Annotated in this window: 14 protein-coding genes and 1 tRNA gene; 7 read left to right on the forward strand and 8 right to left on the reverse strand. The window is 66.6% G+C overall.

Translation table 11 applies throughout. The annotated features are described in order from the left end of the window. Positions 1-72 precede the first annotated feature (72 nt). From AC1MB9_RS01905 to AC1MB9_RS01920, 4 genes are all read left to right on the forward strand, one after another. Positions 73-780 (forward strand): iron-dependent transcriptional repressor DtxR, encoded by a 708-nt coding sequence (locus AC1MB9_RS01905; protein WP_479963354.1) that lies wholly within the window; start codon positions 73-75, stop codon positions 778-780. A 437-nt stretch (positions 781-1217) separates the two neighbouring features. Next, positions 1218-1907 (forward strand): C40 family peptidase, encoded by a 690-nt coding sequence (locus tag AC1MB9_RS01910; RefSeq protein WP_479963355.1) that lies wholly within the window; start codon positions 1218-1220, stop codon positions 1905-1907. A 364-nt stretch (positions 1908-2271) separates the two neighbouring features. Beyond that, positions 2272-2775, forward strand: a complete 504-nt coding sequence (locus AC1MB9_RS01915) for an HNH endonuclease (RefSeq protein ID WP_479963356.1) — start codon at positions 2272-2274, stop codon at positions 2773-2775. A gap of 116 nt (positions 2776-2891) precedes the next feature. Continuing rightward, positions 2892-2966: transfer RNA gene (locus AC1MB9_RS01920), tRNA-Arg, on the forward strand. Positions 2967-3017: 51 nt separating this feature from the next. Here AC1MB9_RS01920 and AC1MB9_RS01925 read toward each other — a convergent pair. The 3 genes from AC1MB9_RS01925 to AC1MB9_RS01935 all read right to left on the reverse strand — a co-directional run bounded on the left by AC1MB9_RS01925 (position 3018) and on the right by AC1MB9_RS01935 (position 9045). Next, complete coding sequence (locus AC1MB9_RS01925; protein WP_479963357.1) at positions 3018-5297, reverse strand: putative bifunctional diguanylate cyclase/phosphodiesterase; 2280 nt, start codon at positions 5295-5297, stop codon at positions 3018-3020. A gap of 100 nt (positions 5298-5397) precedes the next feature. Next, positions 5398-8295: an FAD-binding and (Fe-S)-binding domain-containing protein gene (locus AC1MB9_RS01930; protein ID WP_479963358.1), complete on the reverse strand. Its 2898-nt coding sequence runs from the start codon at positions 8293-8295 to the stop codon at positions 5398-5400. A gap of 42 nt (positions 8296-8337) precedes the next feature. Next, the gene (locus AC1MB9_RS01935) at positions 8338-9045 is read right to left on the reverse strand and encodes a GntR family transcriptional regulator (RefSeq protein WP_479963359.1); all 708 of its coding nucleotides are present in this window, start codon (positions 9043-9045) and stop codon (positions 8338-8340) included. Between the two features lie 270 nt (positions 9046-9315). On the opposite strand from AC1MB9_RS01935, the gene AC1MB9_RS01940 reads away from it, so the two are divergent. Further along, positions 9316-10929 carry an isocitrate lyase gene (locus tag AC1MB9_RS01940; protein WP_479963360.1) on the forward strand — a complete coding sequence of 538 codons (1614 nt, stop codon included), beginning with the start codon at positions 9316-9318 and terminating at the stop codon, positions 10927-10929. Between the two features lie 177 nt (positions 10930-11106). Here AC1MB9_RS01940 and AC1MB9_RS01945 read toward each other — a convergent pair whose 3' ends face one another. From AC1MB9_RS01945 to AC1MB9_RS01965, 5 genes are all read right to left on the reverse strand, one after another. After that, positions 11107-12177 carry a glycoside hydrolase family 130 protein gene (locus AC1MB9_RS01945; RefSeq protein WP_479963361.1) on the reverse strand — a complete coding sequence of 357 codons (1071 nt, stop codon included), beginning with the start codon at positions 12175-12177 and terminating at the stop codon, positions 11107-11109. 2 nt (positions 12178-12179) lie between these two features. Then, positions 12180-13013: a carbohydrate ABC transporter permease gene (locus AC1MB9_RS01950; protein ID WP_479963362.1), complete on the reverse strand. Its 834-nt coding sequence runs from the start codon at positions 13011-13013 to the stop codon at positions 12180-12182. Then, positions 13013-13960 carry a carbohydrate ABC transporter permease gene (locus tag AC1MB9_RS01955; RefSeq protein ID WP_479963363.1) on the reverse strand — a complete coding sequence of 316 codons (948 nt, stop codon included), beginning with the start codon at positions 13958-13960 and terminating at the stop codon, positions 13013-13015. The genes AC1MB9_RS01950 and AC1MB9_RS01955 overlap by 1 nt, the downstream gene beginning before the upstream one ends. 11 nt (positions 13961-13971) lie before the next feature. After that, positions 13972-15219, reverse strand: coding sequence for an extracellular solute-binding protein (locus tag AC1MB9_RS01960; protein ID WP_479964564.1), 1248 nt, complete (start codon positions 15217-15219; stop codon positions 13972-13974). 139 nt (positions 15220-15358) lie between these two features. Then, the gene (locus tag AC1MB9_RS01965; RefSeq protein ID WP_479963364.1) at positions 15359-16393 is read right to left on the reverse strand and encodes a LacI family DNA-binding transcriptional regulator; all 1035 of its coding nucleotides are present in this window, start codon (positions 16391-16393) and stop codon (positions 15359-15361) included. A 350-nt stretch (positions 16394-16743) separates the two neighbouring features. Here AC1MB9_RS01965 and AC1MB9_RS01970 point away from each other — a divergent pair, with 350 nt between their 5' ends. Next, entirely contained in the window at positions 16744-20745 is a 4002-nt protein-coding gene (locus tag AC1MB9_RS01970) for a Pls/PosA family non-ribosomal peptide synthetase (RefSeq protein ID WP_479963365.1), read from the forward strand. A 10-nt stretch (positions 20746-20755) separates the two neighbouring features. Beyond that, complete coding sequence (locus AC1MB9_RS01975) at positions 20756-22084, forward strand: M1 family metallopeptidase (protein ID WP_479963366.1); 1329 nt, start codon at positions 20756-20758, stop codon at positions 22082-22084.

Below are 22084 nucleotides of genomic sequence, written 5' to 3' on the forward strand. Positions count from 1 at the left end.
TGCACCGCCGGCGGCGGGTAGTCTTGTTACGTCGAAGGCAAGGCCGTGCAGCGGCCCAAAGAGAGGCTGCGGATGACTGACTTGATTGATACCACCGAGATGTACCTCCGCACGATTCTTGACCTGGAGGAAGAGCAGATCGTGCCACTCCGCGCCCGGATTTCGGAGCGCCTCGGTCACTCCGGCCCCACCGTTTCGCAGACCGTGGCGCGAATGGAACGCGATGGCCTGGTCGTCGTGTCCGGGGATCGCCACCTCGAGCTCACCATTGCGGGACGCAGCAAAGCCGTCCATGTGATGCGCAAGCACCGGCTGGCCGAGCGGCTGCTGAGCGACGTGATCGGTTTGGAGTGGGAGTTCGTGCACGACGAGGCCTGCCGCTGGGAACACGTGATGAGCGAGCAGGTGGAGCGCAAGATCCTCGAGATCCTCGGGCACCCCACCGAATCTCCATACGGCAACCCGATTCCGGGCCTTGACGAGTTCGGCGATTCGCCGGCAGTGGCATTCATGGCCGGCGTCACGAACCTGCTCACACTCGTGGCGGGCTCGCCAGAGCCGGTGAGCGCGGTCATCCGTCGCCTCGGTGAACCCGTGCAGTTCGACCCGGAGCTTCTGCTGCAGCTCAAACAGTCCGGGGTGCTCCCCGGCGCGACGGCCCAATTTTCGGCCGCCGGGTCGTACGTTCTGGTGAAGGTTGAAGGTTACGGAAACGGCCTCGAATTGCCCAACGATGTTGCCGGTCATGTCTTCGTCACAACACCGGTAACTCTCGCGTGATCACAGCGATCCAGCGCCCCTAGACGGAGAGTCCGTGCCGCGCCGACAGTGCGCCGGGCGTTGGTTTCGACCTGAGAGTTCGTTACCAATTCGTTAGAAAAGCGTCGTTCAGAGTGACAAACCAACCGCTGTCACGTAATCTCGTAGCTGTCCCACAGACCAGACGAAGGTCGAAGGACCCTCGGCAAGACGCCAGCTACCCGTCTCTTGCCGCGGAACACACCCGCGACGAGCGAAGTGGACGGGGCAACTACCTAGTGTTGTCAAGGCGTCGGAGGATAACTTTGACTGCATTCGGAATGAGAAGGCTCCGGCGTGGGACCAAACCGACATCCGATTCCCTGGCACAAGTGGAAACGTCGGTCAGCCCGCAGAACGCCGCCCGCCGTGCCGCCCCGAAGCGCTCACGCCGTGGTGGCCTCAGCAACATCGTCATCATGACTCTCGCCTCTGGCCTCGTCGCCACGATGGCCCTGCCCGCCTATGCCTTCGCTCCCGGCTCACGGGACGCCACCTTCGAATCGACCGCGTCGACTCAGGCCACCAAGTCGGGCGCCCAGGCCGTTGAGGTCGACGCCCAGGCCAACACCGTGACCGTCGCCCGCGAGGGGTTCTCTGCCACGACCCCCGAGGAAATCGCGGCTGCCGCGGCAGCCGAGGCTGCCGTCGTTGCGGCCGCGGCCGCGGAGGCCCGTCGCATCGAGGTCGCCTCGCAGCGTGTGACGTATGCGAGCGCCTACACCGGCCCGTCAGCGGCCGACTACCTCGCCAGCCCGAACCACCCCGCATTCGATCTGCAGGCCGTCTTCAACAAGGCCGCCGAGTACCAGGGCGTTCCCTATGTCTACGGCGGGGCGACTCCGGCCGGCTTCGATTGCTCCGGCTTCATCAAGTATGTCTACGCCCAGTTCGGCGTCAGTCTGCCGCACTCGTCCACCGGCCAGGGCGCCGCGGGCACGCGCATCTCCATCGAAGACGCCGTTCCCGGCGACCTTGTCATCATGCCGGGCCACGACGGGTTCTATGCCGGCAACGGCAACATTCTGCACGCACCCTACACCGGTCAGAATGTGCGCATCCAGCCCATCTGGACCAGTGATTACTACATCGTGCGCATCGGGATCTAACCTCCTCTGCAGCGGCCGGACAGCTCATGCTTTTCGTTGACTGACCGGTGAACATTGTGTAACACCTAGCACACAAGTGGCGTCTCGCATTTCGCGAGACGCCACTTGTGCGTTAACCTGATGTTCTGTTGTTTACGGGTTAGGGAGAGCCGAATGCACGAGGTACGCACAATCCACACCATGGATGAGCGCGTAGATTCTGTGCGTCGTCATAGCTGTCAGACAGTGAGCCACGTCGTGGCCTGATGGGCGTTGTCATTCGTGACAGCGTCCTTTTTTGTTTGATCGCTCGTTTCCTCCTGCTTACGTCAGAAAAGCAGTTCGAATGGCTGGAAGCCGTCCAGTCTCCTTCGAAAGGGAGCGCATGCGAACATTGGTCCTCAACGCGGGGTACGAGCCCCTCGCCGTGGTCACATACAAACGAGCGATGATTCTGGTGATGAACCAGAAGGCCACCATCGTGCAATCCGACCTGGGGCATCCGGTCTTCGCCGCCTCGGGCGTATGGGAACGGCCGAGCGTGATTCTGCTCGTGCGCTACGTGCGCTTGCCGCGGGGGAGGATCGTGCCGGTCAGCAGGCGCGGTGTCCTTCGGCGTGACAACCACCGGTGCTGCTACTGCGGAAAGTCAGCGGCCACCATCGACCACATCCTGCCCCGCTCGCGCGGCGGGCGTGACACCTGGGACAATCTCGCCGCGTGCTGCCTCACGTGCAACAATTCCAAGAGCGACCACACGCCGGCGGAGATGGGGTGGAGCCTCCGCTTCACTCCACGGATGCCGTCGGGAACCACATGGGTCGTGCGCGGGGTCGAGCACCCCCTCTCGCAGTGGGACGCCTATCTGGCCCCTGCCGCGGCCGCCTAGGCCGGCACACGTGTTGCGTCGTGCGCGGCCCCTGCCGTCTATCACTGCTCAGGAGGGGCCGGTCTCGGCGCCGAGCGACCGGACGGTGCTCGCGAGCAGCTAAACTTGCGGGACCAGCCTCTGTAGCTCAACGGAAGAGCAGTTCCGTCCTAAGGAAACGGTTGGGGGTTCGAATCCCTCCAGGGGCACCATTTCGTCCGTCTTGCACCCTCGATGGCACCACGGTGCAAGTGCCGGCCGCGTCACCGGGATGCGCGCTCGACGAGCCGTTCGTCCAGCCACACGTCCAGTTCGGCGGCGGGCACGGGCCGGGAGATGTAATGACCCTGGGCCTGGTCGCAGCCGTACCCGGCGAGCATGGAGTAGGCGACGGCGTCTTCTACTCCCTCGGCGACCATGCGCAGATCCATGCTGTGGGCGAGCGCGATGGCCGATTCGACCAGAGCCGCGGCCCGACGATCGTCGGCCATCGTCATCACGAAGGACCGGTCGAGCTTGAGCTCGTCGAGGGGCAGGTCGCGCAAATATGCCAGGGAACTGTATCCGGTGCCAAAATCATCGACGGCCAGTCTGATGCCGGCGGTGCGCAACCGGGTGAGGATGGCTTGCGCCCGATCGTGGTCGGTCATCAGGAAGTCCTCGGTGATCTCGAGGCTCAGGGCAGAGGATGGAAGAGCGCGTGCGGTCATCATCGCGGCGATACGTTCGGGCAGGTCCTGGTCGATCAGTGAGCTCGCCGACAGATTGACGGCCACAGTGAGGGGTCTCCCGGCGGCCTGCCAGATGGCTGCCTGGTCAAGGGCCTTCCCCAGCACCACCGTGGTCAGCCCGTACATCAGACCGGATTCCTCGACCAGTTGGACGAACGCGTCCGGGTAGAGCAGGCCGCGGGTGGGGTGCTGCCACCGTACGAGGGCCTCCACCTCGTGTACCGAACCGGTGTCCAGGTCGACTTTGGGCTGGAAGTAGACGACCAATTGGTCTGTTCGCAACGCGAGACGCAGTTCCTCTGCCGTGCGCAGTCGGGCGTCGCCATGGCTGTCGTCGTCGTTTCTGTAGAGGTGGTGCCCGGAGCGCGTCTCCTTGGCCTTGTACATTGCCATGTCTGCCTTGCGCAGCAGGGTGCCCAGGTCGGCGCCGTGCTCGGGGAATACGGCAATGCCGATACTCGCGCTTGCCGGCACTGCGATGCCCGCCAGCTCGAACGGTGCGACCAGGGCAGCGCTGAGTTTGAGGGCCACTGCCGAGGCCCGCTTCTCGTCGGTATTGTCGAGCAGGATCGCAAATTCGTCGCCACCGAGCCGGGCCAATAGATCACCGATGCGCAGCTCCGCGGACAATCGTCGACCGGCCTGCACCAGGAGGCTGTCCCCGATTTCGTGGCCGAGACTGTCGTTGACGTCCTTGAATCGGTCCAAGTCCAATACCAGCAACGCGCTCGGCCGGTCTGCGCTCGCGAGCAGTCGGACGGGAGCGTCCGCGTAAAGCGCCCGCCGGTTCGGCAGGCCGGTCAGATCATCCGTGCGGGTTTGTACGCGCATCGCGGACATCCCCGTCAGCTGCTTCACGGTCAGTTGGAAGCGCACCGAGGTGACCAGCAGCGTCAGCGTGGCAAGCCCAACGGCCAGAACCAGAACGTCAGCCTGGCTGGCCAGCAGTAGGACTCCGACGGCGGCCGTCGTGCCGATGGCCGGTACGAACAGGTAGTGCCCGGCAGTGCCGGTGCTTTCGAGCGCTGCCCCCGACCGAGTCGAGCAGTCGACCCACAAGGCGATGAGGGTGAGTCCGACGGCCCAACCGGCGTCGAGAATGGTGCCGACCGCATACGAGTCCGTGGCCACGCGGAGGACGTAGGTGACGTCGGCGGCGGCGAATACGAGGAGGCCGGTCACCAGCAGTACCCAACCCCGGCGAGCACGTGACGCCACCAGTCCCACCGCCCCCGCCACCAACAGCACGTCGAACAGCGGGTAGGCGAGGGAGACCGCGGTCGCGAACGACAGCGGCCTGTTCATCGATGGTGCCAGCACCGGTGTCACGAGCACGGTGATAACGGCGGCGGCTCCGAGCGCCGCCACTATTGAGTCCAGCACGACCGCGTAGGTCATCCTTCGCAGCTGAGGCCGCACCAACCCGACGAGGGCGGCAAGCATGAGGGGATAGAACAGGAGGTATCCGATATCGGTCGGTCCCGGGAATGGCAGCGACATCGTTCCGGTCAGGGAGAGGAAGTAGATCTGGTTGGCGGTCGCGAAGGCCGTCACGGCCGCGGCGGCCAGCGGCGCGTGCCTGGACCGGAATCCGGTGCGGTACGCCGCGCGCCAGCAGACGGCGGCCGGCACCCATCCCGCGAGGGAGCCGAGCACCTCCTCGCCCACCGCTCTGTCTCCGGCGCCATGGATCAGGAGCATGAACACGTATGCGCCTACCAGAAGGCCCATCGACCACAGCGGCCAGCTGGCGCGGCCGCGCGGGGGAATCGTGAGTCGCCGGATGATGCGCGAACGCGTCGGTGCGTGCATCGGCCCCCCTATGGCACTCATATTGCACTCAAGCTAGCAGTTGACCGGCCTGAAAAAAGTTCCACCGGCCGAATCTCTCTCAGCGAATCCGTGATCGTCATCAGCCAACGCGCGGGGGGACCACCTTTGCGACAGGATCCGTGACGAGCCGCGAGGCCATCAGCTCGGCCAGATGGATGCCGTTCGCATCGGCCAGCTGGCTCGCCTGCGTGCGACATGAGAAACCGTCGGCCAGCAACAGGGTCCCCGGCGCGGCCGCGCGCAGGGCAGGCAGCATCGCATTTTCGGCGACGGCCACCGACATGTCGTAGTGGCCCTTCTCCATGCCGAAGTTTCCGGCCAGCCCGCAGCATCCGGCCAGGGGGGTCACGGAGGCCCCCAGCTCCTCGAGCAGGCGGGCGTCCGGGGAGAAGCCCATCACGGAGTGGTGGTGGCAGTGCGGCTGCACCACGATCTCGCAGCCGTCGAGTCGTGGAGGCGACCAGGTGCCCGCCGGCCCGATCGGTGCCGGGGCGCTTAGCAGTTCCGCCAGTGTGTACGTGTTCGCGGCGAGGGCTGCGGCCCGCGGGTCATCAGGGAAGAGTTCGAGCAGGTCTGAGCGAAGCACCGCAGTGCACGAGGGCTCCAGGCCGAGTACGGGCACCCCGTCCGCAACGAACGGGGAGAAATCGTCCAGCAGATTGCCCAGTATCCGGCGCGCGCCCGTCAGCTGACCGGTGGTGATCCAGGTGAGGCCGCAGCACGCGGGCCGTTCCGGTGTGAAGACGGTGTAGCCGGCCGCCTCGAGCACCGTGATGGCTGAATGGGCGATGGTCGGCGAGAAGTTGTCGCTGAACGAATCGACCCACAACAAGACTCGTTTCTCATCACCGGCGAGCCCCACCGGGTTCGCCCGCCGGCTTGAGGTGAACGACGTGTTCGCAAACGCCGGGATGGAGCGGCGATGGTCCATGCCCCCGAGTGCCAGGACCAGCTGCTGGATCCAGCCCACGGAAAGAATCGGGTTGACCAGACGGGCGAAGGGGGACACCATCCGGGCCCAGCGCGGTAGCCAACCGAGCACGTAGTGCGTGATCGGTCGCAGGCGGCCCTTGTACGTCTGGTGCAGCATCTCGGTTTTGTACGCCGCCATGTCAACACCGGCCGGGCAGTCGGTGGAGCAGGCCTTGCACGACAAGCACAGATCGAGGGCCTCGTGGATTTCCGGTGCGCGCCAGTCACGATCGACCAGGGTGCCATTCGCCATCTCCTGCAGCACGCGGGCGCGGCCGCGAGTGGAATCCTTCTCGTCGTTGGTCGCGAGGAACGACGGGCACATGAAGCCGCCTGCCTGGGTATTGTCCACGCGGCATTTGCCCACGCCCACGCACCGGTGCACCGCCTTGGTGAAGTCCCCATCATCGTGGGTGAAGGCCATGCCGTTCACGCTCAGCAACGGCAACGCCGCGGGGCGCCGCAGGTCACGATCGAGGGGAGCCGGCCGAACGACGACGCCAGGGTTGAGGAGGTCCTGAGGGTCGAAAATGTGCTTGAACGCCGCAAAGGAAGCGATGGCCTCTGGTGAGTACATCAGGGGCAAGAGCTCGCTCCTGGCCCGACCGTCGCCGTGCTCACCGGACAACGACCCGCCATGCCTGGCGACGAGCCGTGCCGCGTCCTGCATCATCGAACGCAGCACGTCGCCATCATGGTCGAGCGGAATATCCAGACGGATGTGGATACAGCCGTCACCGAAGTGCCCGTAGGGCGCACCCTCGATACCGTATTCGTCGAGCATCGCGTCGAATTCACGCAGGTAACCGCCCAGATTCTCCGGCGGCACGGCCGCGTCTTCAAATCCCGGCCAGGTCCGGTTGCCGGTCGCCGTGCGTCCACCGAGGCCGGCGCCGTCCTCGCGGATGCGCCACACCGACTTCGCCGCCGCCGAGGAGATGATGACGCGCGACGAAACGGCCCCGGAGTCACGGGTCAGCTTGGTGGCGCGGTCAAGAGTCTCTCGACGATCGGCGCCGGAGAGCTCGACGAGCAGCCACCCCGCGCCGGATGGAAGATCGGCGACGGCCGCGTCGCCGCGCATGCGGCGGACAACGTCGACGAGGCGGGCGTCCAGTCCTTCGATGGCGCCCGGGTGATGGTGCAGTATGGCCGGCACAGCGTCCGCGGCCGCGAACATGCTGGGGTAGCCGAGCACGAGGAGAATCGGTTCGACCGGAACGTCCACCAATTTGACGGTCGCACTGAGTACGACGCCGCACGTTCCCTCGGTTCCCACGAGTGCTGCAGCCAGGTTGCGGCCCTTTTCGGGCAGGAGATGCTCCAGGGAATATCCGGAGACTTGACGGCCGAAACGCCCGAGTTCGGTGCGGAACAGCTCAAGCTTGCCCTGAGCGAAGTCTTCCAGGCCCGGTACAACGTCCAGGCCGGCGCCGGCGGTGAAGCGGCGTCCCCTGCCATCGAGCACGTCGAGGTCGACCACGTTGTCTGCCGTGCGTCCGAATACCAGCGAGTGCGATCCGCACGCATTGTTCCCGATCATGCCGCCGATGGTGCAGCGCGCCCAGGTGGACGGGTCTGGGCCGAAACGCAGGCCATGGCCAGCCGCCTCTTTCTGCAGGGTGCCCAGCACCACGCCCGGCTCCACCCGCGCCGTTCGGGCCTCGGCGTCAATGTCGATGATCCGGTTCACGGAGCGCGACAGGTCCACGACGATGCCCGGTCCGATCGCGTTCCCGGCCACCGAGGTTCCGCCACCGCGCATGGTGAGCGGTGTTGACGTCGACCGGGAGACCTCGGCGATGGCGAGCACGTCGTCGGTGTCGCGCGGAAAGACCACAACATCGGGCACTACGCGATAGTTGGATGCATCCGTCGAGTACTCCGCGCGCCGGCGCGTGTCGGCATCCACCGGCCCCACCACGGTCTCGCGCAAGAGCGCGATGAGGTCGGAGACGTCGCTGGGGGTCCGGGAGTCGGGCAGGGTGTTCGGCGAGTGGGCCATGAGTAGCATGCTACTCCAGCCGGGCTCGACCTGTGACAGGTTTCAGCGAACCCGTCCGCGTGATACGAGCGCTCCCGGCCACGGTTCCGGAATCGCCTCACCCGAAATGCTCGCCACCTGCCGCAGCAACAGAACCGCGGTCCCGACGAGATGGTCGTACATGAGGAGTGCCGCAGCGTCTGCGTTCCGGGCCGCCACGGCCTCGACGATCGGTTCATGTTCGTGCTGAATCGCGAGGAGAGTACGTGATCGATCGGCCGTCCAGACGCCGTGGGCCTGTGTCGCATCACGCAGCGATTCCACCATGGCCGAGATGCGGCCGTTGCCGGCGGCCGTCATCAGAAGTGTGTGCAGTCGACGGTCGCTGCGTTTGAACCGCGCCTCGTCATCCGCCTCCGCCGCCGCCGCGCAGTCGAACAGGCATGATCTCAGCCCCGTGACGAGGGCCTCGTCCGCATGGGCCGCGGCGAACGCGACGGCCGGAACCTCGAGCAGCAGGCGCGCCTCGAACACCTCGCGCACGTCGTCCACCTTCAGCCCGCGCACCCGCACGCCGTGGTTGCGCTCGATCTCCAGCATGCCAACGTCCGCGAGGCGCAGAACCGCGTCGCGGACGGGCGTGCGCGACACCTCGAACCGCTCCGCCAGCTGGTAGATGGAATGCAGCGAACCGCTGGCGAGGTCGCCGGAGAGTATCGCTTCACGCAGGGCGTCGTGGATGCGGTCAGTCGTGCTGACGCGGGGAGCCATTACCGATTCCCGGCGGTAATGGGGGGCGAAGTGAGGGCCATGACCCGATGTTACCGGCTGGGCGCGGGGTGCCTGCGGCATCCGTGCGGCGGGTGGGCGCCAGAGGGTGCACGGCGCGTTTTCTTTCCAGGAGCAGAAGAATCGCAGAAGTTCTGGTGTGAATTCTGGCAAGTACCCCGTGGATCTGCGTCATTCTTTAGTCAGCAGCCGCAAGGTCAGCCATATTTTCAGTCCACATGCCTGCACCACTCCTACGTCGAAGGAATGAACATGACGCTCTATCAAGACGACACCGCAGCCGTCGAATCCCTGAAGCAGCAGATCGGGAGCAGCTGGGATGCGATCAACCCCGAGTCCGTCGCCCGAATGCGCGCCCAGAACCGATTCAAGACCGGTCTCGAAATCGCCCAGTACACGGCCGACATCATGCGCAAGGACATGGGGGAGTACGACGGAGATTCCTCCATCTACACCCAGTCGCTCGGCGTCTGGCACGGATTCATCGGTCAGCAGAAGATGATCTCGATCAAGAAGCACCTGAAGACCACCAACAAGCGTTACCTCTACCTGTCCGGATGGATGGTCGCCGCGCTACGCTCCGAGTTCGGTCCGCTCCCCGACCAGTCCATGCACGAGAAGACATCCGTTCCCGCGCTCGTGGAGGAGATCTACACCTTCCTCCGCCAGGCCGATGCCCGCGAGCTGGACCTGCTGTTCACCGCCCTCGACCAGGCTCGCAGCGCCGGCGATGACGCCAGGGCCGCGAAGATTCAGCACCAGGTCGACACCTACGAGACCCATGTCGTGCCGATCATCGCCGACATCGACGCCGGGTTCGGCAACCCGGAGGCGACCTATCTCCTGGCCAAGAAGATGATCGAAGCAGGTGCCTGCGCCATCCAGATCGAGAACCAGGTCTCCGACGAGAAGCAGTGCGGCCATCAGGACGGCAAGGTCACCGTTCCCCACGAGGACTTCATCGCGAAGATCAACGCCGTGCGCTACGCGTTCCTGGAGCTGGGCATCGAAAACGGCATCATTGTCTCCCGCACCGACTCGCTCGGCGCCGGCCTCACGCAGAAGCTCGCGGTGTCCTACCAGAAGGGCGACCTCGGCGACCAGTACAACTCCTTCCTCGACGTGGACGAGATCACCGAGGCCGACCTCGGCGACGGTGACGTCGTCATCAAGCGCGACGGAAAGCTGTTGCGCCCGAAGCGTCTGGCCAGCAACCTCTTCCAGTTCCGCCCGGGCACCGGAGAGGCCCGGTGCGTGCTGGACAGCATCACCTCGCTGCAGAACGGCGCCGACCTGCTCTGGATCGAAACCGAGAAGCCGCACATCGGCCAGATCGGGGCCATGATGAACGAGGTGCGCAAGGTCATCCCGACCGCCAAGCTGGTCTACAACAACAGCCCGTCGTTCAACTGGACGCTCAACTTCCGTCAGCAGGCGTACGACGCGCTGCTCGACGCGGGGCAGGACGTGTCGGCCTACGACCGGGCCAAGCTCATGAGCGTGGACTACGACGAGACCGAACTCGCCCGCAACGCCGACGAGAAGATCCGCACCTTCCAGCGCGACGCATCGGCCGAGGCCGGCATCTTCCACCACCTCATCACGCTGCCGACGTACCACACGGCCGCGCTGTCCACCGATGATCTCGCCAAGGGCTACTTCGCCGACCAGGGCATGCTCGCCTACGTGAAGGGCGTGCAGCGCCGCGAGATCCGCGAGGGAATCGCCACGGTCAAGCACCAGAACATGTCCGGTTCTGATCTGGGTGACAACCACAAGGAGTACTTCGCCGGCGAGGCTGCGTTGAAGGCCGGCGGCGTCAATAACACGAGCAACCAGTTCGACGAGCCGGCTCTGAACCACTAGCTCAAAACCTCTTCGAGGCAGGCACGACGAAGCCCCAGTCATCAGACTGGGGCTTCGTCGTGCCCGTGGCATCCGTTGCCAGTTCAGGAGATCCCCGCGGGTGCGAGCCGCTGCGCGCCGAACGACGCGGCACCGCGACGCGCCGAGCCGGGATCTCCTGAAGTAGCGACCACGGGACTACTCGGCGCGGTCGAGGCGGGCGACGCCGATCTTGGAATCGGCCATGCCGTAGAACACGAACAGCTGCCCGTCGATCTCTTCGATGGCCGTCGGGAACACGACGTTGGGCACAATCCCACTCATCTCATCGGCCGTCTCCGGCTTCAGCAGCGGCACGCTCGTGCGGGCCAGAACCTTCGTCGGGTCCTCGGCGTCGAGGATCATCGCGCCGGCGGCGTAGTTGACCTTGCGCTGCTGGTCGAAGGCGTTGTCGATCACTCCGGTCACGCCGTGGTGCAGCACCAGCCAGCCTTCCGGCACGCGCAGCGGCGGCGGGCCGCCACCGATTTTGAGCGCCTCGAACGGAAACTCGGGCCCCGCGAGAAAGCGGTGCTGCTGCCAGATCGCGAGGGAACGGATGTCGCCCAACACGTCGGCCACCGGAACGTAGCTGATCCAGATGCTCTGTCGGGCGTCCTCGACACCGGCGGGCAGGCGGATGCCTTCGCCCGGCCGTACCTCGCCGATGTCCCACATGGGACGGTGCAGCACGGCGAAGCTCTCTACGCCGTCGGGCGCCGTGACGGACTCGGGGAAGAAGACGGTGTCCTTGTTGTGGAACAGGTTCAGGTCCATGTCCAGGTCGTCGTCGTAGGTGAACAACACCGGACCCAGTCGGGTCCACTCGCGCAGGTCGGTCGACACGGCCAGCGCAGTGCGCGGCCCGAGCGGTCCGTACGCCACGTAGGTCATCACGTGCATGCCGAGGCGGGGAACGAAGGTCACGCGGGGGTCCTCGACCCCGGCGTTGTTCGCGCCACGCTCCCAGCCGCGATCTGGTGCAAGCACCACGCCCTCGCGCTCGACCCCGGTCGGCACACCATTTTCGATGATCACCCGGGCCAGGCCGACGCGGCTCACATTGCCCGACGCGACCAGGCGCGGCAGGAGGTACAGGGTTCCGTCGGGAGCGTGCCCGGTTCCGGGGTTGAGCACACCCTCGGCCTCGAGTTCGTTGCCGTCCTCGGGCGTCATGATCACCCCGGCGCGGGTGAGGGAATAGGGGAAGGTCGTGATGGTGTTCGACATGATTATCCTTTGACGCCCGAGCCGATGTCGGTCGATATGAAGTAGCGCTGAAACACGATGAACAGCAGAACCACGGGGGCAGCGAGCACCGCTGCGCCCGCAAGAGTGGCCCCGAAGGGGTTGGCAGCGGATGCCGCCACGGTCGAGATGTAGTTGGCGAGGGACACGGCAAGCGGTTGCATGCCGGCATCCTTGGTGATGAGGAACGGCCACAGGAATTCGTTCCAGGGCCCGATGAACGTCAGCAGCACCACGGTGATCACCGCGGGGCGCACGAGCGGCAGGGCGATCCGCCAGAGGAGCACGAGCTCCGTCGCGCCGTCGATGCGAGCCGCCTCGAACAGCTCCTTGGGCAGCTGCAGGAAGTATTGGCGGAAGATGATGACGGCGGTGGAGTTGATGGCGAACGGCAGGATCATGCCGAGGTAGTTGTCGGCGAGTCCGTAGTCACGCGCAATCAGCACGTACAGCGGAATCATCAGCAACTGGAAGGGAACCACCTGCACGAGCAGCGCCAGGGCGAACGTCACACCCCGGCCCCGCCACTGCAGCACGGCGAGGGCATAGCCCACAAGCAGTCCGAACACGAGCGTGCCGATGAGAACGCCACCGGTGAAGATACCCGAGTTCACGAGTCCCTGAAACAGGTTGATGCGCTCGTTGATCGCCCCGTAGTTTTCAATCGTGAGATTGGCGGGGTTGGGGAACGCCCCCGCCACCGTGGGGTCCGGCGTGGCCTGGAGCGACCCGATCACCATGTAATAGAAGGGGAACAGGAACGCCAGCGCACCGATTCCGAGAACGCTTGCGCGCAGAATTTTCTGGAACGTCGTCATCAGTCTTTCCCTCCGGCGAATCGGTTCTGCAACAGCGCGATACCGAGTACCACGATCACGAGCACCACACCGATCGCGGCCGCAACGTCGGGTTGCCCCTGCTGCAGGCCCCGCTGGTACATGATGAGCACCGGTGATGCGGATGCCCCGTTCGGCCCGCCGCCTCCGGTGAGCAGATACGGCTCGGTGAAGAGGTTGGCGCCCGTCACAGTCGAGACGAGCAGTACGAGCACGGTGGCCGGCCGCACACCCGGAACCGTCACGGCGAAGAACTGCCGCACCGCTCCCGCACCATCGGTCGACGCCGACTCGTACAGCTCCTTCGGCACGCCCTGCAGCGCCGCGAGGTAGAGCAGAATGTAGAAACCGAGCTGCTTCCATGTGACGAAGAACGCGATCGTGGGCATCGCCCAGTTGCTGTTGATCAGCCACGACGGGTCAGGGGCGGCCGGGCCGAGAATCTGATTCACGAGGCCGTTGCCGTTGAAGAGAAAGATCCACACGGCAACCACGGCCACGCTCGCCGTGACGTACGGCACGTAGAAGCTCACCCGCAGGAACGTACTGAACCGCGTCACCCGGTTCAACGCGGTCGCCAACAGCAGCGAGAGCACCACGGTCAGCGGCACGTTGATGAGCAGAAAAATGCCGACATTGCCGAACGAACGGACGACGGCCGGATCGGAGAACGCGGTGACGAAGTTCGCCAGGCCCACGAACGGGCGCTCCACCTGCGCGCCGGGCGCCGTGAAGAAGAAGTCGTGAAACGAGATCCACACGGAATACAGCAGCGGGTAGGCGAAGACGAGCATGACGAACACCAGGTACGGGGCGCTGAACAAGAGCCCGAGCGGGTGACGTCCGAACACCCGCTGCTTTCTCGAGGTTCGTCGTGCTCCGGGTGCGGATGCCGGGGCATCCGCCCGGGTGCGAGTTGACGTTGTCATGGCTGCACTAATTACTGTGCGGCGATTTGGTCGATTTTCTTGGCCGCATCGTCGAGCGCCGTGTGCACATCGCCCCCACCGAAGATGACCGACTTCGACCATGCGTCGCGGAAGGCCTGCATGATCTGGACCGTGTTGGGTCCCGACGGTACCTCGACGGTGCGAGAGGCCTGCTCACCGAACGCCGCGTAGGCGGGATTGGCCGCGAAATAGTCCGCGTAGGTGTCGGTGAGATTCTCGCGCAGCGGCATCTGGCCGGTGAGCTCCAACAGCTGGCGGTCCTGTGCCTCACTCGTCGAGAACTTGAGCACGTCCCAGGCCGTTCCCTGGTTCGTGCACGCCGTGTAGAGGCCCACATTCTTGGCATCACTGAAGGTGTAGGTGTCTTCGGGCGCGATGCCGTCCTTGGTGGGAACCGGCGCGGTGCCCCAGTTCACACCGTCGTAGACCGACACGGCCCACGGGCCGACGATCGCCATCGCCGCCACGCCGTCGGCGAAGGAGTCACCCTGGTAGGCCTCCTTGCCGGACAGATTGTCCGTGTAAAGCGTGGCCCAGAAATCGGCGACGTCGTAGCCGGCCTGATCGGCGAAGGTGGCCTTGCCGTCTTCGACGATCTGCGTTCCGCCGGTCGCAGCGGCATACAGCGGATAGAAGTCGAACTGACTCTGGTAGAACTCGCTGGTCGGGGCGGGGAGGATGGCGTTGGGTGCGACGCCGGCATCGACGAGGGTCTTCGACGTGGCGAGGAAGTCGTCGTAGGTGGAGAGCTGCGGGTTCTCCGGGTCGAGACCGGCCGCCGCGAACATGTCCTTGTTGTATGCGATCATCACCGGGTTGGACTTCCACGGCATCTGGTAGAACTCGCCGTCGGCGTTCTTGTACTGGTCGGCGACGTCGCCGCTGCGCGCGGCGATGTAGTCCGCGCCGTCCGGGAACGTGGACAGGTCGACGAGGCCGCCCTGCTTCTCGAACTGGCCGACGGCCGAGGGGGCCGTGTTGTAAATGAGGCAGGGGGCGTTGCCGGCGGTGATGGCCGCGCCGATAACCTCTTCGCTGCTCTTGCCGGCGGGGATCTCCTGGCCGGTGATCTTCTCGTCCGGGTGGTCCGCGTTCCAGGCGGTCACCATCTGCTTGCCCCAGGCCACCTCCTGCTCGTTGTTCGAGTACCAGATGGTGATGTCGCCGTGACTGTCCGCCGACCCGCCGCCGCCGCCCGCGCTGCAGCCGGCCAAGGCCACGGCGCCCACGGCGAACATCGCCAGCAATCCATACTTGTTTCTCGACTTGGGTGCCAGCGTCTTTGCTGTCTTCGAGGCCACGAGGGCTCCTTTGTTCGTGCGGCCAGGCCGCTGTTGTACGGCTAGGCCGTTGGGTGTGTGCGGCTGGGCCGCGGGGCTATATCAGTTGGGGGATCCCGACGCGCGCGGTGGAGCCGCGAACGACGAGATGAGCGGGGGGAAGTTCGATGTCGCTGACGGGCTCACCGTCGAGCAAACGGAGGAGGGCGCTCGCCGCAGCCTCTCCCCAAATCTGCGCTGCCGTCGACACGGTGGTCAGCGTCGGATTGAGGTGCAGGCCCACCTCGCTGTTGTCGAAACCGGTGATGGACAGATCCTCGGGAACTCGCACTCCGAGTCGCTGGGCCAGGCCCATTCCGGCGATGGCCATCGGGTCATTGGAATAGACGATCGCGGTCGGGGGCTGGTGCAGGGCGAGAAGCTCTCCCGTGGCGCGAGCGCCATCCGCCGCGCTGAAATCGGTCTCCGCCACCAGGGTGCTGGGCAGACCGAGCTCGTCGAGGGCGGCGACGAAGGCCGCGCGCCGCCGCACGGAGTGCAGCATGGTGTTCGGCCCGGCCACGTGGGCGATGCGAGTGTGTCCGAGCTCGGCGAGCAGCCGAACGGCCGAGCGGATACCCGGGGCGTCGTCAAGAGAGACGGCCGGAAACGGGGTGGGGCCGTCGGGGTGACCGAGGGTGACGGCCTGGAGCCCGAGCTCCGCGGTGAGCGCGATCCGCAGGTCGTTCGGTCGCAGGTCGCTGAGGATGACGCCGTCCACCCGGTCATCGGCCGCGAGCTGGCGATAGCTCGCGATTTCGTCTTCGGGAGTGCCGACCATGCTCAGCACCAGGGCCTGACGAGCCGGGGCGAGCGCGGATTCGATGCCCGCGATCAGGGCCGGAAAGAACGGGTCCGACGACAGGATTTCGGGATTGCGGGCGATGACGATGCCCACGGCGAAGGCCCGATCGGTGCTGAGCGAACGGGCGCGCATGCTGGGGCGCCAGCCGATCTCCGCAGCCACCGTGAGAATGCGCTGGCGGGTGTCCGCGGCTACGCCAGGACGGTCGTTGAGTGCGAACGACACGAGGCCTTTACTGACGCCGGCCTCACGGGCAACGTCGGCAATGGTGGGGCGGGCCTTGGCCATCGTGTCTCCTCGTCGAGTGTCGCCGTGTGCTGAACCGGTTTAGAATCAACCTATACCGGTTTAGGCGCGAAGGCAAGGGTCGGCCCGAACTCACGAATCTTCACCCTGAACGACCTGCGGGTCCCCATCATCGCTGCACCGATGACCGGCGGAGCATCCACGCCCGAGCGTCGCAAGCGCGGGGGCCCGCGGCGGGCTGGTTGCCTCGTGCCGGGGATGGAGAGTGACCCGTCGGGCGCGCGGTTACGCGGGGTTGCGCCGCCGACTCCGCGAGCGAGTCGGACGACACCGTCAACCTCTAAACTGGGTCTTGCGCGGCCGATTAAGGCGAGCGATGTAGGGGAGCCCCGGTGAACCAGAGCACCACAGCAGGGAACGAGCGTAACCGGAGCGGGCAGCGGGTGCTCGAGGCCGGGTCGCTGGCCACGCCCGCGCGCACCCTCGCTGACATCCTCGCGGAGACCGCCGAGCGGCATCCCGACGCGCTCGCGCTGGAAGACGCAGCCGGGGGCATCAGCTACCGCGGACTCCTGCGTTTGGTGCACGATCAGGCCACTCGGCTCAGCCGCCACGGTGTGCGCCGTGGTGACAACGTGGGCATTCGCATCCCGTCCGGCACGCGCGACCTGTATGTCTCGATTCTCGCGACCCTGCTCGTGGGTGCCGCCTACGTGCCCGTCGACGCCGACGACCCGGAGGAACGCGCGCGGCTGGTCTTCACCGAAGCCGGAGTCGTGGGCATCATCGGCCCGGGGGCCGTGTTCGCCGTGCGGAACGCCGTCGATGCCGACGCCCTCGCCGCCCGAGGCCTGCCCGCCACCGAAGATCCGGGCCTCGTCTTCTCCACCGGCGTCATTCCCGCCCCCGACGATGACGCCTGGGTGATCTTCACCTCCGGCTCCACCGGAGTGCCCAAGGGCGTGGCCGTCACGCACCGTTCCGCCGCGGCGTTCGTGGACGCCGAAGCCGGCCTGTTCCTGCGCCGCGAACCGATCGGCACCGACGACCGGGTGCTCGCGGGCCTCTCGGTGGCCTTCGACGCCAGCTGCGAGGAGATGTGGCTCGCCTGGCGCAACGGCGCATGCCTCGTTCCGGCCCCCCGCTCCCTCGTGCGCTCCGGCGCCGACCTCGGCCCGTGGCTCATCTCCCACGGCATCACCGTCGTCTCCACCGTGCCGACCCTCGCGGCGCTCTGGCCCCAGGACGCCCTCGAACGCGTGCGCCTCGTCATTTTCGGCGGGGAAGCCTGCCCGCCCGACCTCGTGGCCCGCATCACCGCTCGCGATCGCGAGGTCTGGAACACCTACGGCCCCACCGAAGCCACCGTCGTGGCCTGCGCGGCGCTGCTCGGCACCGAAAGCGTTGTGCGCATCGGCCTGCCGCTCGACGGTTGGGACCTCGCCGTCGTCGACCCGTCCGGCCGACGCGTGGCCGACGGCGAAACCGGTGAACTCATCATCGGCGGGGTCGGCCTCGCCCGCTACCTCGACCCGGCCAAAGACGCCGAAAAGTACGCCCCGCATGCCGGACTCGGCTGGGACCGCGCCTACCGCAGCGGCGACCTGGTGCGCTTCGAAACGCCCGGCCTCGTGTTCGTGGGGCGCGCCGACGATCAAGTGAAAATCGGCGGTCGGCGCATCGAACTCGGTGAGGTCGACGCCGCATTGCAGGCGCTCACCGGGGTGGCCGGCGGCGCCGCCGTCGTTCAGACGACCCCGGCGGGCAATCACGTACTGGTCGGCTACGTCGCGCTGACCACGGCCGGGCGCGCGGATGCCCCGCACGGCTTCGACCGCGCCCTCGCCATGGACCGGCTGCGCGAGGAGTTGCCGGCCGCCCTCGTCCCGCTGCTCGCGATCGTTCCCGAGCTGCCCACCCGCACGTCCGGCAAGGTCGACCGGGCGGCACTGCCCTGGCCGCTGCCCGTGACCGTCGACTCTGCCGCCGCGAGCGAGCTGGGAGCCACGGCCGGCTGGCTCGCCGAGAAGTGGGCCGCCATCCTCGGCGTCGCCGTCTCGGGGCCCGACGACGACTTCTTCGCGCATGGTGGCGGATCGCTCTCCGCCGCCCAGTTCGTCTCCGCGGTGCGCGAGCGATTCTCCGAAACAACTGTCGCCGACATCTATGACTACCCGCGCATCGGCTCCCTCGCCGCGGAACTCGACGCCCGCACCCCCGACATTCCTGGTGTCACCCGCGAAGTTCTTCCCACGCCGCGCCGCAGCCAGTTCGCCCAGACGCTGCTGGGGATCCCGTTGCATGCGCTCGTCGGCATGCGCTGGCTGGTGTATCTGGCCGTGGCGAACAACCTGCTCGCGGCCTGGGGCGCGTCGAGCGTGGTGCCCACCGTGTCCTGGTGGGCCGTGCTGATCGGGTTTGTTCTGTTCGTCACCCCGCCCGGCAAGATGGCCATTTCGGTCGTCGCCGCCCGGATGCTGCTGCCCGGTCTGACGCCCGGCAACTATCCGCGCGGCGGCTCGGTTCATCTGCGACTGTGGCTCGCCGAGCAGGTGGCACTTCTCGTGGATGCGCAGAGCCTGGCCGGGGCGCCCTGGATCAGCTACTACGCTCGCGCGCTCGGCGCCCGGATCGGCCGCGACGTTGACCTGCACACGCTCCCGCCCGTGACCGGGATGCTGTCGATCGGTGCCCGGGCCGCCATTGAACCGGAGTCGGACCTCGCCGGGTACTGGGTGGACGGCGATGTCCTGCGCATCGGTCATGTGCATATCGGGGCGGATGCGAAAATCGGCTCCCGCACCACCCTGCTCGGCGGCGCCCAGATCGGAAACGGTGCCCAGATCGAACCCGGTGCCGCCGTGAGCGCCGCCGTTCCGGCGGGGGAACGCTGGGCCGGCTCACCGGCCCGTCGCGTGGGCTCGGCGAAAGAAGCCTGGCCGCCCGAGCGCCCGCCCGCCGGTCGCCGCTGGCTCGCCCTGTTCGCGGCCGGATCGATCGCCCTGACCGGCATCCCGGCCCTCGCGATCGGACTCGGGGCACTGCTTCTCGGCCTCGCGATCGGCAGCGCCGACTCCCTGGCGTCCGTACTGGTGCGCGCCGCCGCCATGATGCCCGTCGCTGTCGTCGCGGGCGGAGCGTTCTACGCCCTGCTCGTGATCGGCGTGGTGCGGGCGTTGAGCGTCGGTCTGCGCGAGGGCTACTACCCGGTGCGCAGCCGCGTCGGATGGCAGGTGTGGATGACCGAACGCCTGCTCGACGGCACCCGAGACGTGCTGTTCCCCCTCTTCGCGAGTCTGTTCACGCCGGTGTGGCTGCGGCTGCTCGGGGCCAGGGTAGGCCCCGGCGTCGAGGCCAGCACCGTTCTGCTGATTCCCTCGCTGACGACCATCGCACCCGACGCGTTCCTCGCCGACGACACGATGGTGGCCTGTTACGAGCTCGGCGGCGGATGGTTGCACATCGGCCCGGCCAAGGTCGGTCGGCGGGCATTTCTCGGCAACAGCGGCATGGCGGGACCGGGCCGCACCGTGCCGCGCAACGGCCTGGTGGCCGTGCTCTCCTCTACGCCGCGTAAAGCCAAGCGCGGCTCCAGCTGGCTCGGCAACCCCGCCGCCCGGCTGCGCCGCACGATCTCGGACTCCGACGAGGCCCGCACATTCGATCCGCCCGTGCAGCTCAAGGTGGCGCGGGCGCTGTGGGAGCTGCTGCGACTGGTGCCAGCGATCGTGACGGCCTGGGTTGCCCTGGGCGTGCTCGGCGGCCTGGAATGGCTGTGGCTCACCCTCGGTCTCGGCGGGGCGGTCGTCCTGTCCGGAGTGGTGCTGCTCGCGGCCGGGGCGGTGGCCGCCGGCGTGACGACCGTGGCCAAATGGCTGCTCGTCGGGCGCATCACAGCCACGGAGCATCCGCTCTGGTCATCATTCATCTGGCGCAACGAGGTCTCGGACAGTTTTGTGGAAATCGTGGCGCGGCCATGGTTCGCCGCGAAGGCCGCCGGAACGCCCGCGCTCGCCGTGTGGCTGCGCAGCCTCGGCGCGCACGTTGGACGGGGCGTGTGGTGCGAGTCGTACTGGCTGCCGGAAGCCGACCTGGTGAGCCTCGGCGATGGCGCCACCGTGAACCGCGGATGCGTGGTTCAGACTCACCTGTTTCACGACCGCATCATGCAGCTCGACACGGTGAACATGGGTTCCGGGTCGACGCTCGGCCCGCACAGCGTGATCTTGCCCGCCGCCTCGGTGGACGAGGGATCGACGGTGGGACCGTCCTCCCTCGTGATGCGCGGCGAACGCGTGCCGACCGGATCCGTGTGGTCGGGCAACCCCATTTCGCCATGGCACAATCCGCCGTGGGACGAGCAATTCGCCGGTGCCCGACCGGCCATGAAATAGTTGGACACCTATGCCTTCGACGACCCCACCCAACTATGGCTCCGCATCGGCCGGAGACCCGTACACCCCGACGAGCGGCAACGGCGGCTACCTTGCTGTGCACTACGACCTTGCCCTCGACTATCGAGTGGCGACGAATCGGCTCAACGCCACCGCGACCATTACGGCGCGCGCCACCAGCCGACTCGATCGTTTCAGCCTCGACTGCGCGGGCCTCACGATCGACAAGGTGACCGTGAACGGAGTGCCGGCGCGAAAGATCTCGCAGGCCGCGCGCAAGCTCGTGATCACGACCGCGACAACGCTCGAGGCGGGGGAGGCCTTCGAGGTTGTCGTGCGCTACCGCGGCGCGCCCCACCCGGTGCGCAGCGCGTGGGGTGAGGTCGGCTGGGAAGAACTCGACGATGGCGTGCTCGTCTCCGGGCAGCCCATCGGCGCGCAAACCTGGTTTCCCTGCAACGACCATCCCAGCAACAAGGCCACGTATCGCATCAGCGTGAGTTGTGAATCGGGCTACACCGTCATCTCGAACGGCCCGCTCGTGTCACAGTCGGATCGTTCCGGGCGCACAACCTGGACCTTCGCCGTGGACGAACCCGTTGCGACGTACCTCGCTGCCGTGTCCATCGGGCGCTACCGCCGCCGCGACCTGGCCGCCGCACCCGTGGCGCAGAGCCTGTTCTTTCCCGCGAATCACTCGCGTGAGGTGGCGACCGATTTCGGGCGCCTGGAGGAGATGACCACGTTCTTCGCCGAGAAGTTCGGGCCCTACCCGTTTTCTTCGTACTCCGTCGTGGTGACGGACGACGAGCTCGAGATACCCCTCGAGGCGCACGGTCTTGCCGTGTTCGGGCGCAATCACGCGGACGGTGCGCACGGCAGCGACCGGCTCATCGCCCACGAACTCGCGCACCAGTGGTACGGCAACAGCCTCACGGTGTCGCACTGGCAGGACATCTGGCTGCAGGAGGGCTTTGCCTGCTATGCCGAGTGGCTGTGGGAGGAACAGCGAGGGGGGTTGACCGCAAATCAGCATGCCCACGCGCATCGGAATGCGCTCAATCAGCTGCCCAAGGACCTGGTCGTGGGCGATCCGGGTGCGCGAGACATGTTCGACGACCGGGTCTACAAGCGCGGGGCGCTGGCCCTGCATGCCATACGACTGTCGCTGGGAGACGAGGCGTTCTTCTCCGCCCTGCGCGCGTACACGCTGGCGTATCGCCACGGGCATGTCACAACGGATGCGTTCATCGCGTTCTTCGCCGAGCACACCGGCAGCCGCGTCATCGGTACCTTCGTCGAGCGGTGGATTCGAGCGGCGGATCTTCCCATCCTCTGA

The organism is Cryobacterium sp. AP27, from assembly GCF_056680495.1.

Coding starts and splice junctions, on each gene's coding strand:
- AC1MB9_RS01940 (WP_479963360.1), top strand. CDS start 9,316: ATGACGCTCTATCAAGACGACACCGCAGCCGTCGAATCCCTGAAGCAG.
- AC1MB9_RS01960 (WP_479964564.1), bottom strand. CDS start 15,219: ATGTTCGCCGTGGGCGCCGTGGCCTTGGCCGGCTGCAGCGCGGGCGGC.
- AC1MB9_RS01930 (WP_479963358.1), bottom strand. CDS start 8,295: ATGGCCCACTCGCCGAACACCCTGCCCGACTCCCGGACCCCCAGCGAC.
- AC1MB9_RS01965 (WP_479963364.1), bottom strand. CDS start 16,393: ATGGCCAAGGCCCGCCCCACCATTGCCGACGTTGCCCGTGAGGCCGGC.
- AC1MB9_RS01955 (WP_479963363.1), bottom strand. CDS start 13,960: ATGACAACGTCAACTCGCACCCGGGCGGATGCCCCGGCATCCGCACCC.
- AC1MB9_RS01950 (WP_479963362.1), bottom strand. CDS start 13,013: ATGACGACGTTCCAGAAAATTCTGCGCGCAAGCGTTCTCGGAATCGGT.
- AC1MB9_RS01925 (WP_479963357.1), bottom strand. CDS start 5,297: ATGCACGCACCGACGCGTTCGCGCATCATCCGGCGACTCACGATTCCC.
- AC1MB9_RS01910 (WP_479963355.1), top strand. CDS start 1,218: ATGACTCTCGCCTCTGGCCTCGTCGCCACGATGGCCCTGCCCGCCTAT.
- AC1MB9_RS01935 (WP_479963359.1), bottom strand. CDS start 9,045: ATGGCTCCCCGCGTCAGCACGACTGACCGCATCCACGACGCCCTGCGT.
- AC1MB9_RS01915 (WP_479963356.1), top strand. CDS start 2,272: ATGCGAACATTGGTCCTCAACGCGGGGTACGAGCCCCTCGCCGTGGTC.
- AC1MB9_RS01905 (WP_479963354.1), top strand. CDS start 73: ATGACTGACTTGATTGATACCACCGAGATGTACCTCCGCACGATTCTT.
- AC1MB9_RS01945 (WP_479963361.1), bottom strand. CDS start 12,177: ATGTCGAACACCATCACGACCTTCCCCTATTCCCTCACCCGCGCCGGG.
- AC1MB9_RS01975 (WP_479963366.1), top strand. CDS start 20,756: ATGCCTTCGACGACCCCACCCAACTATGGCTCCGCATCGGCCGGAGAC.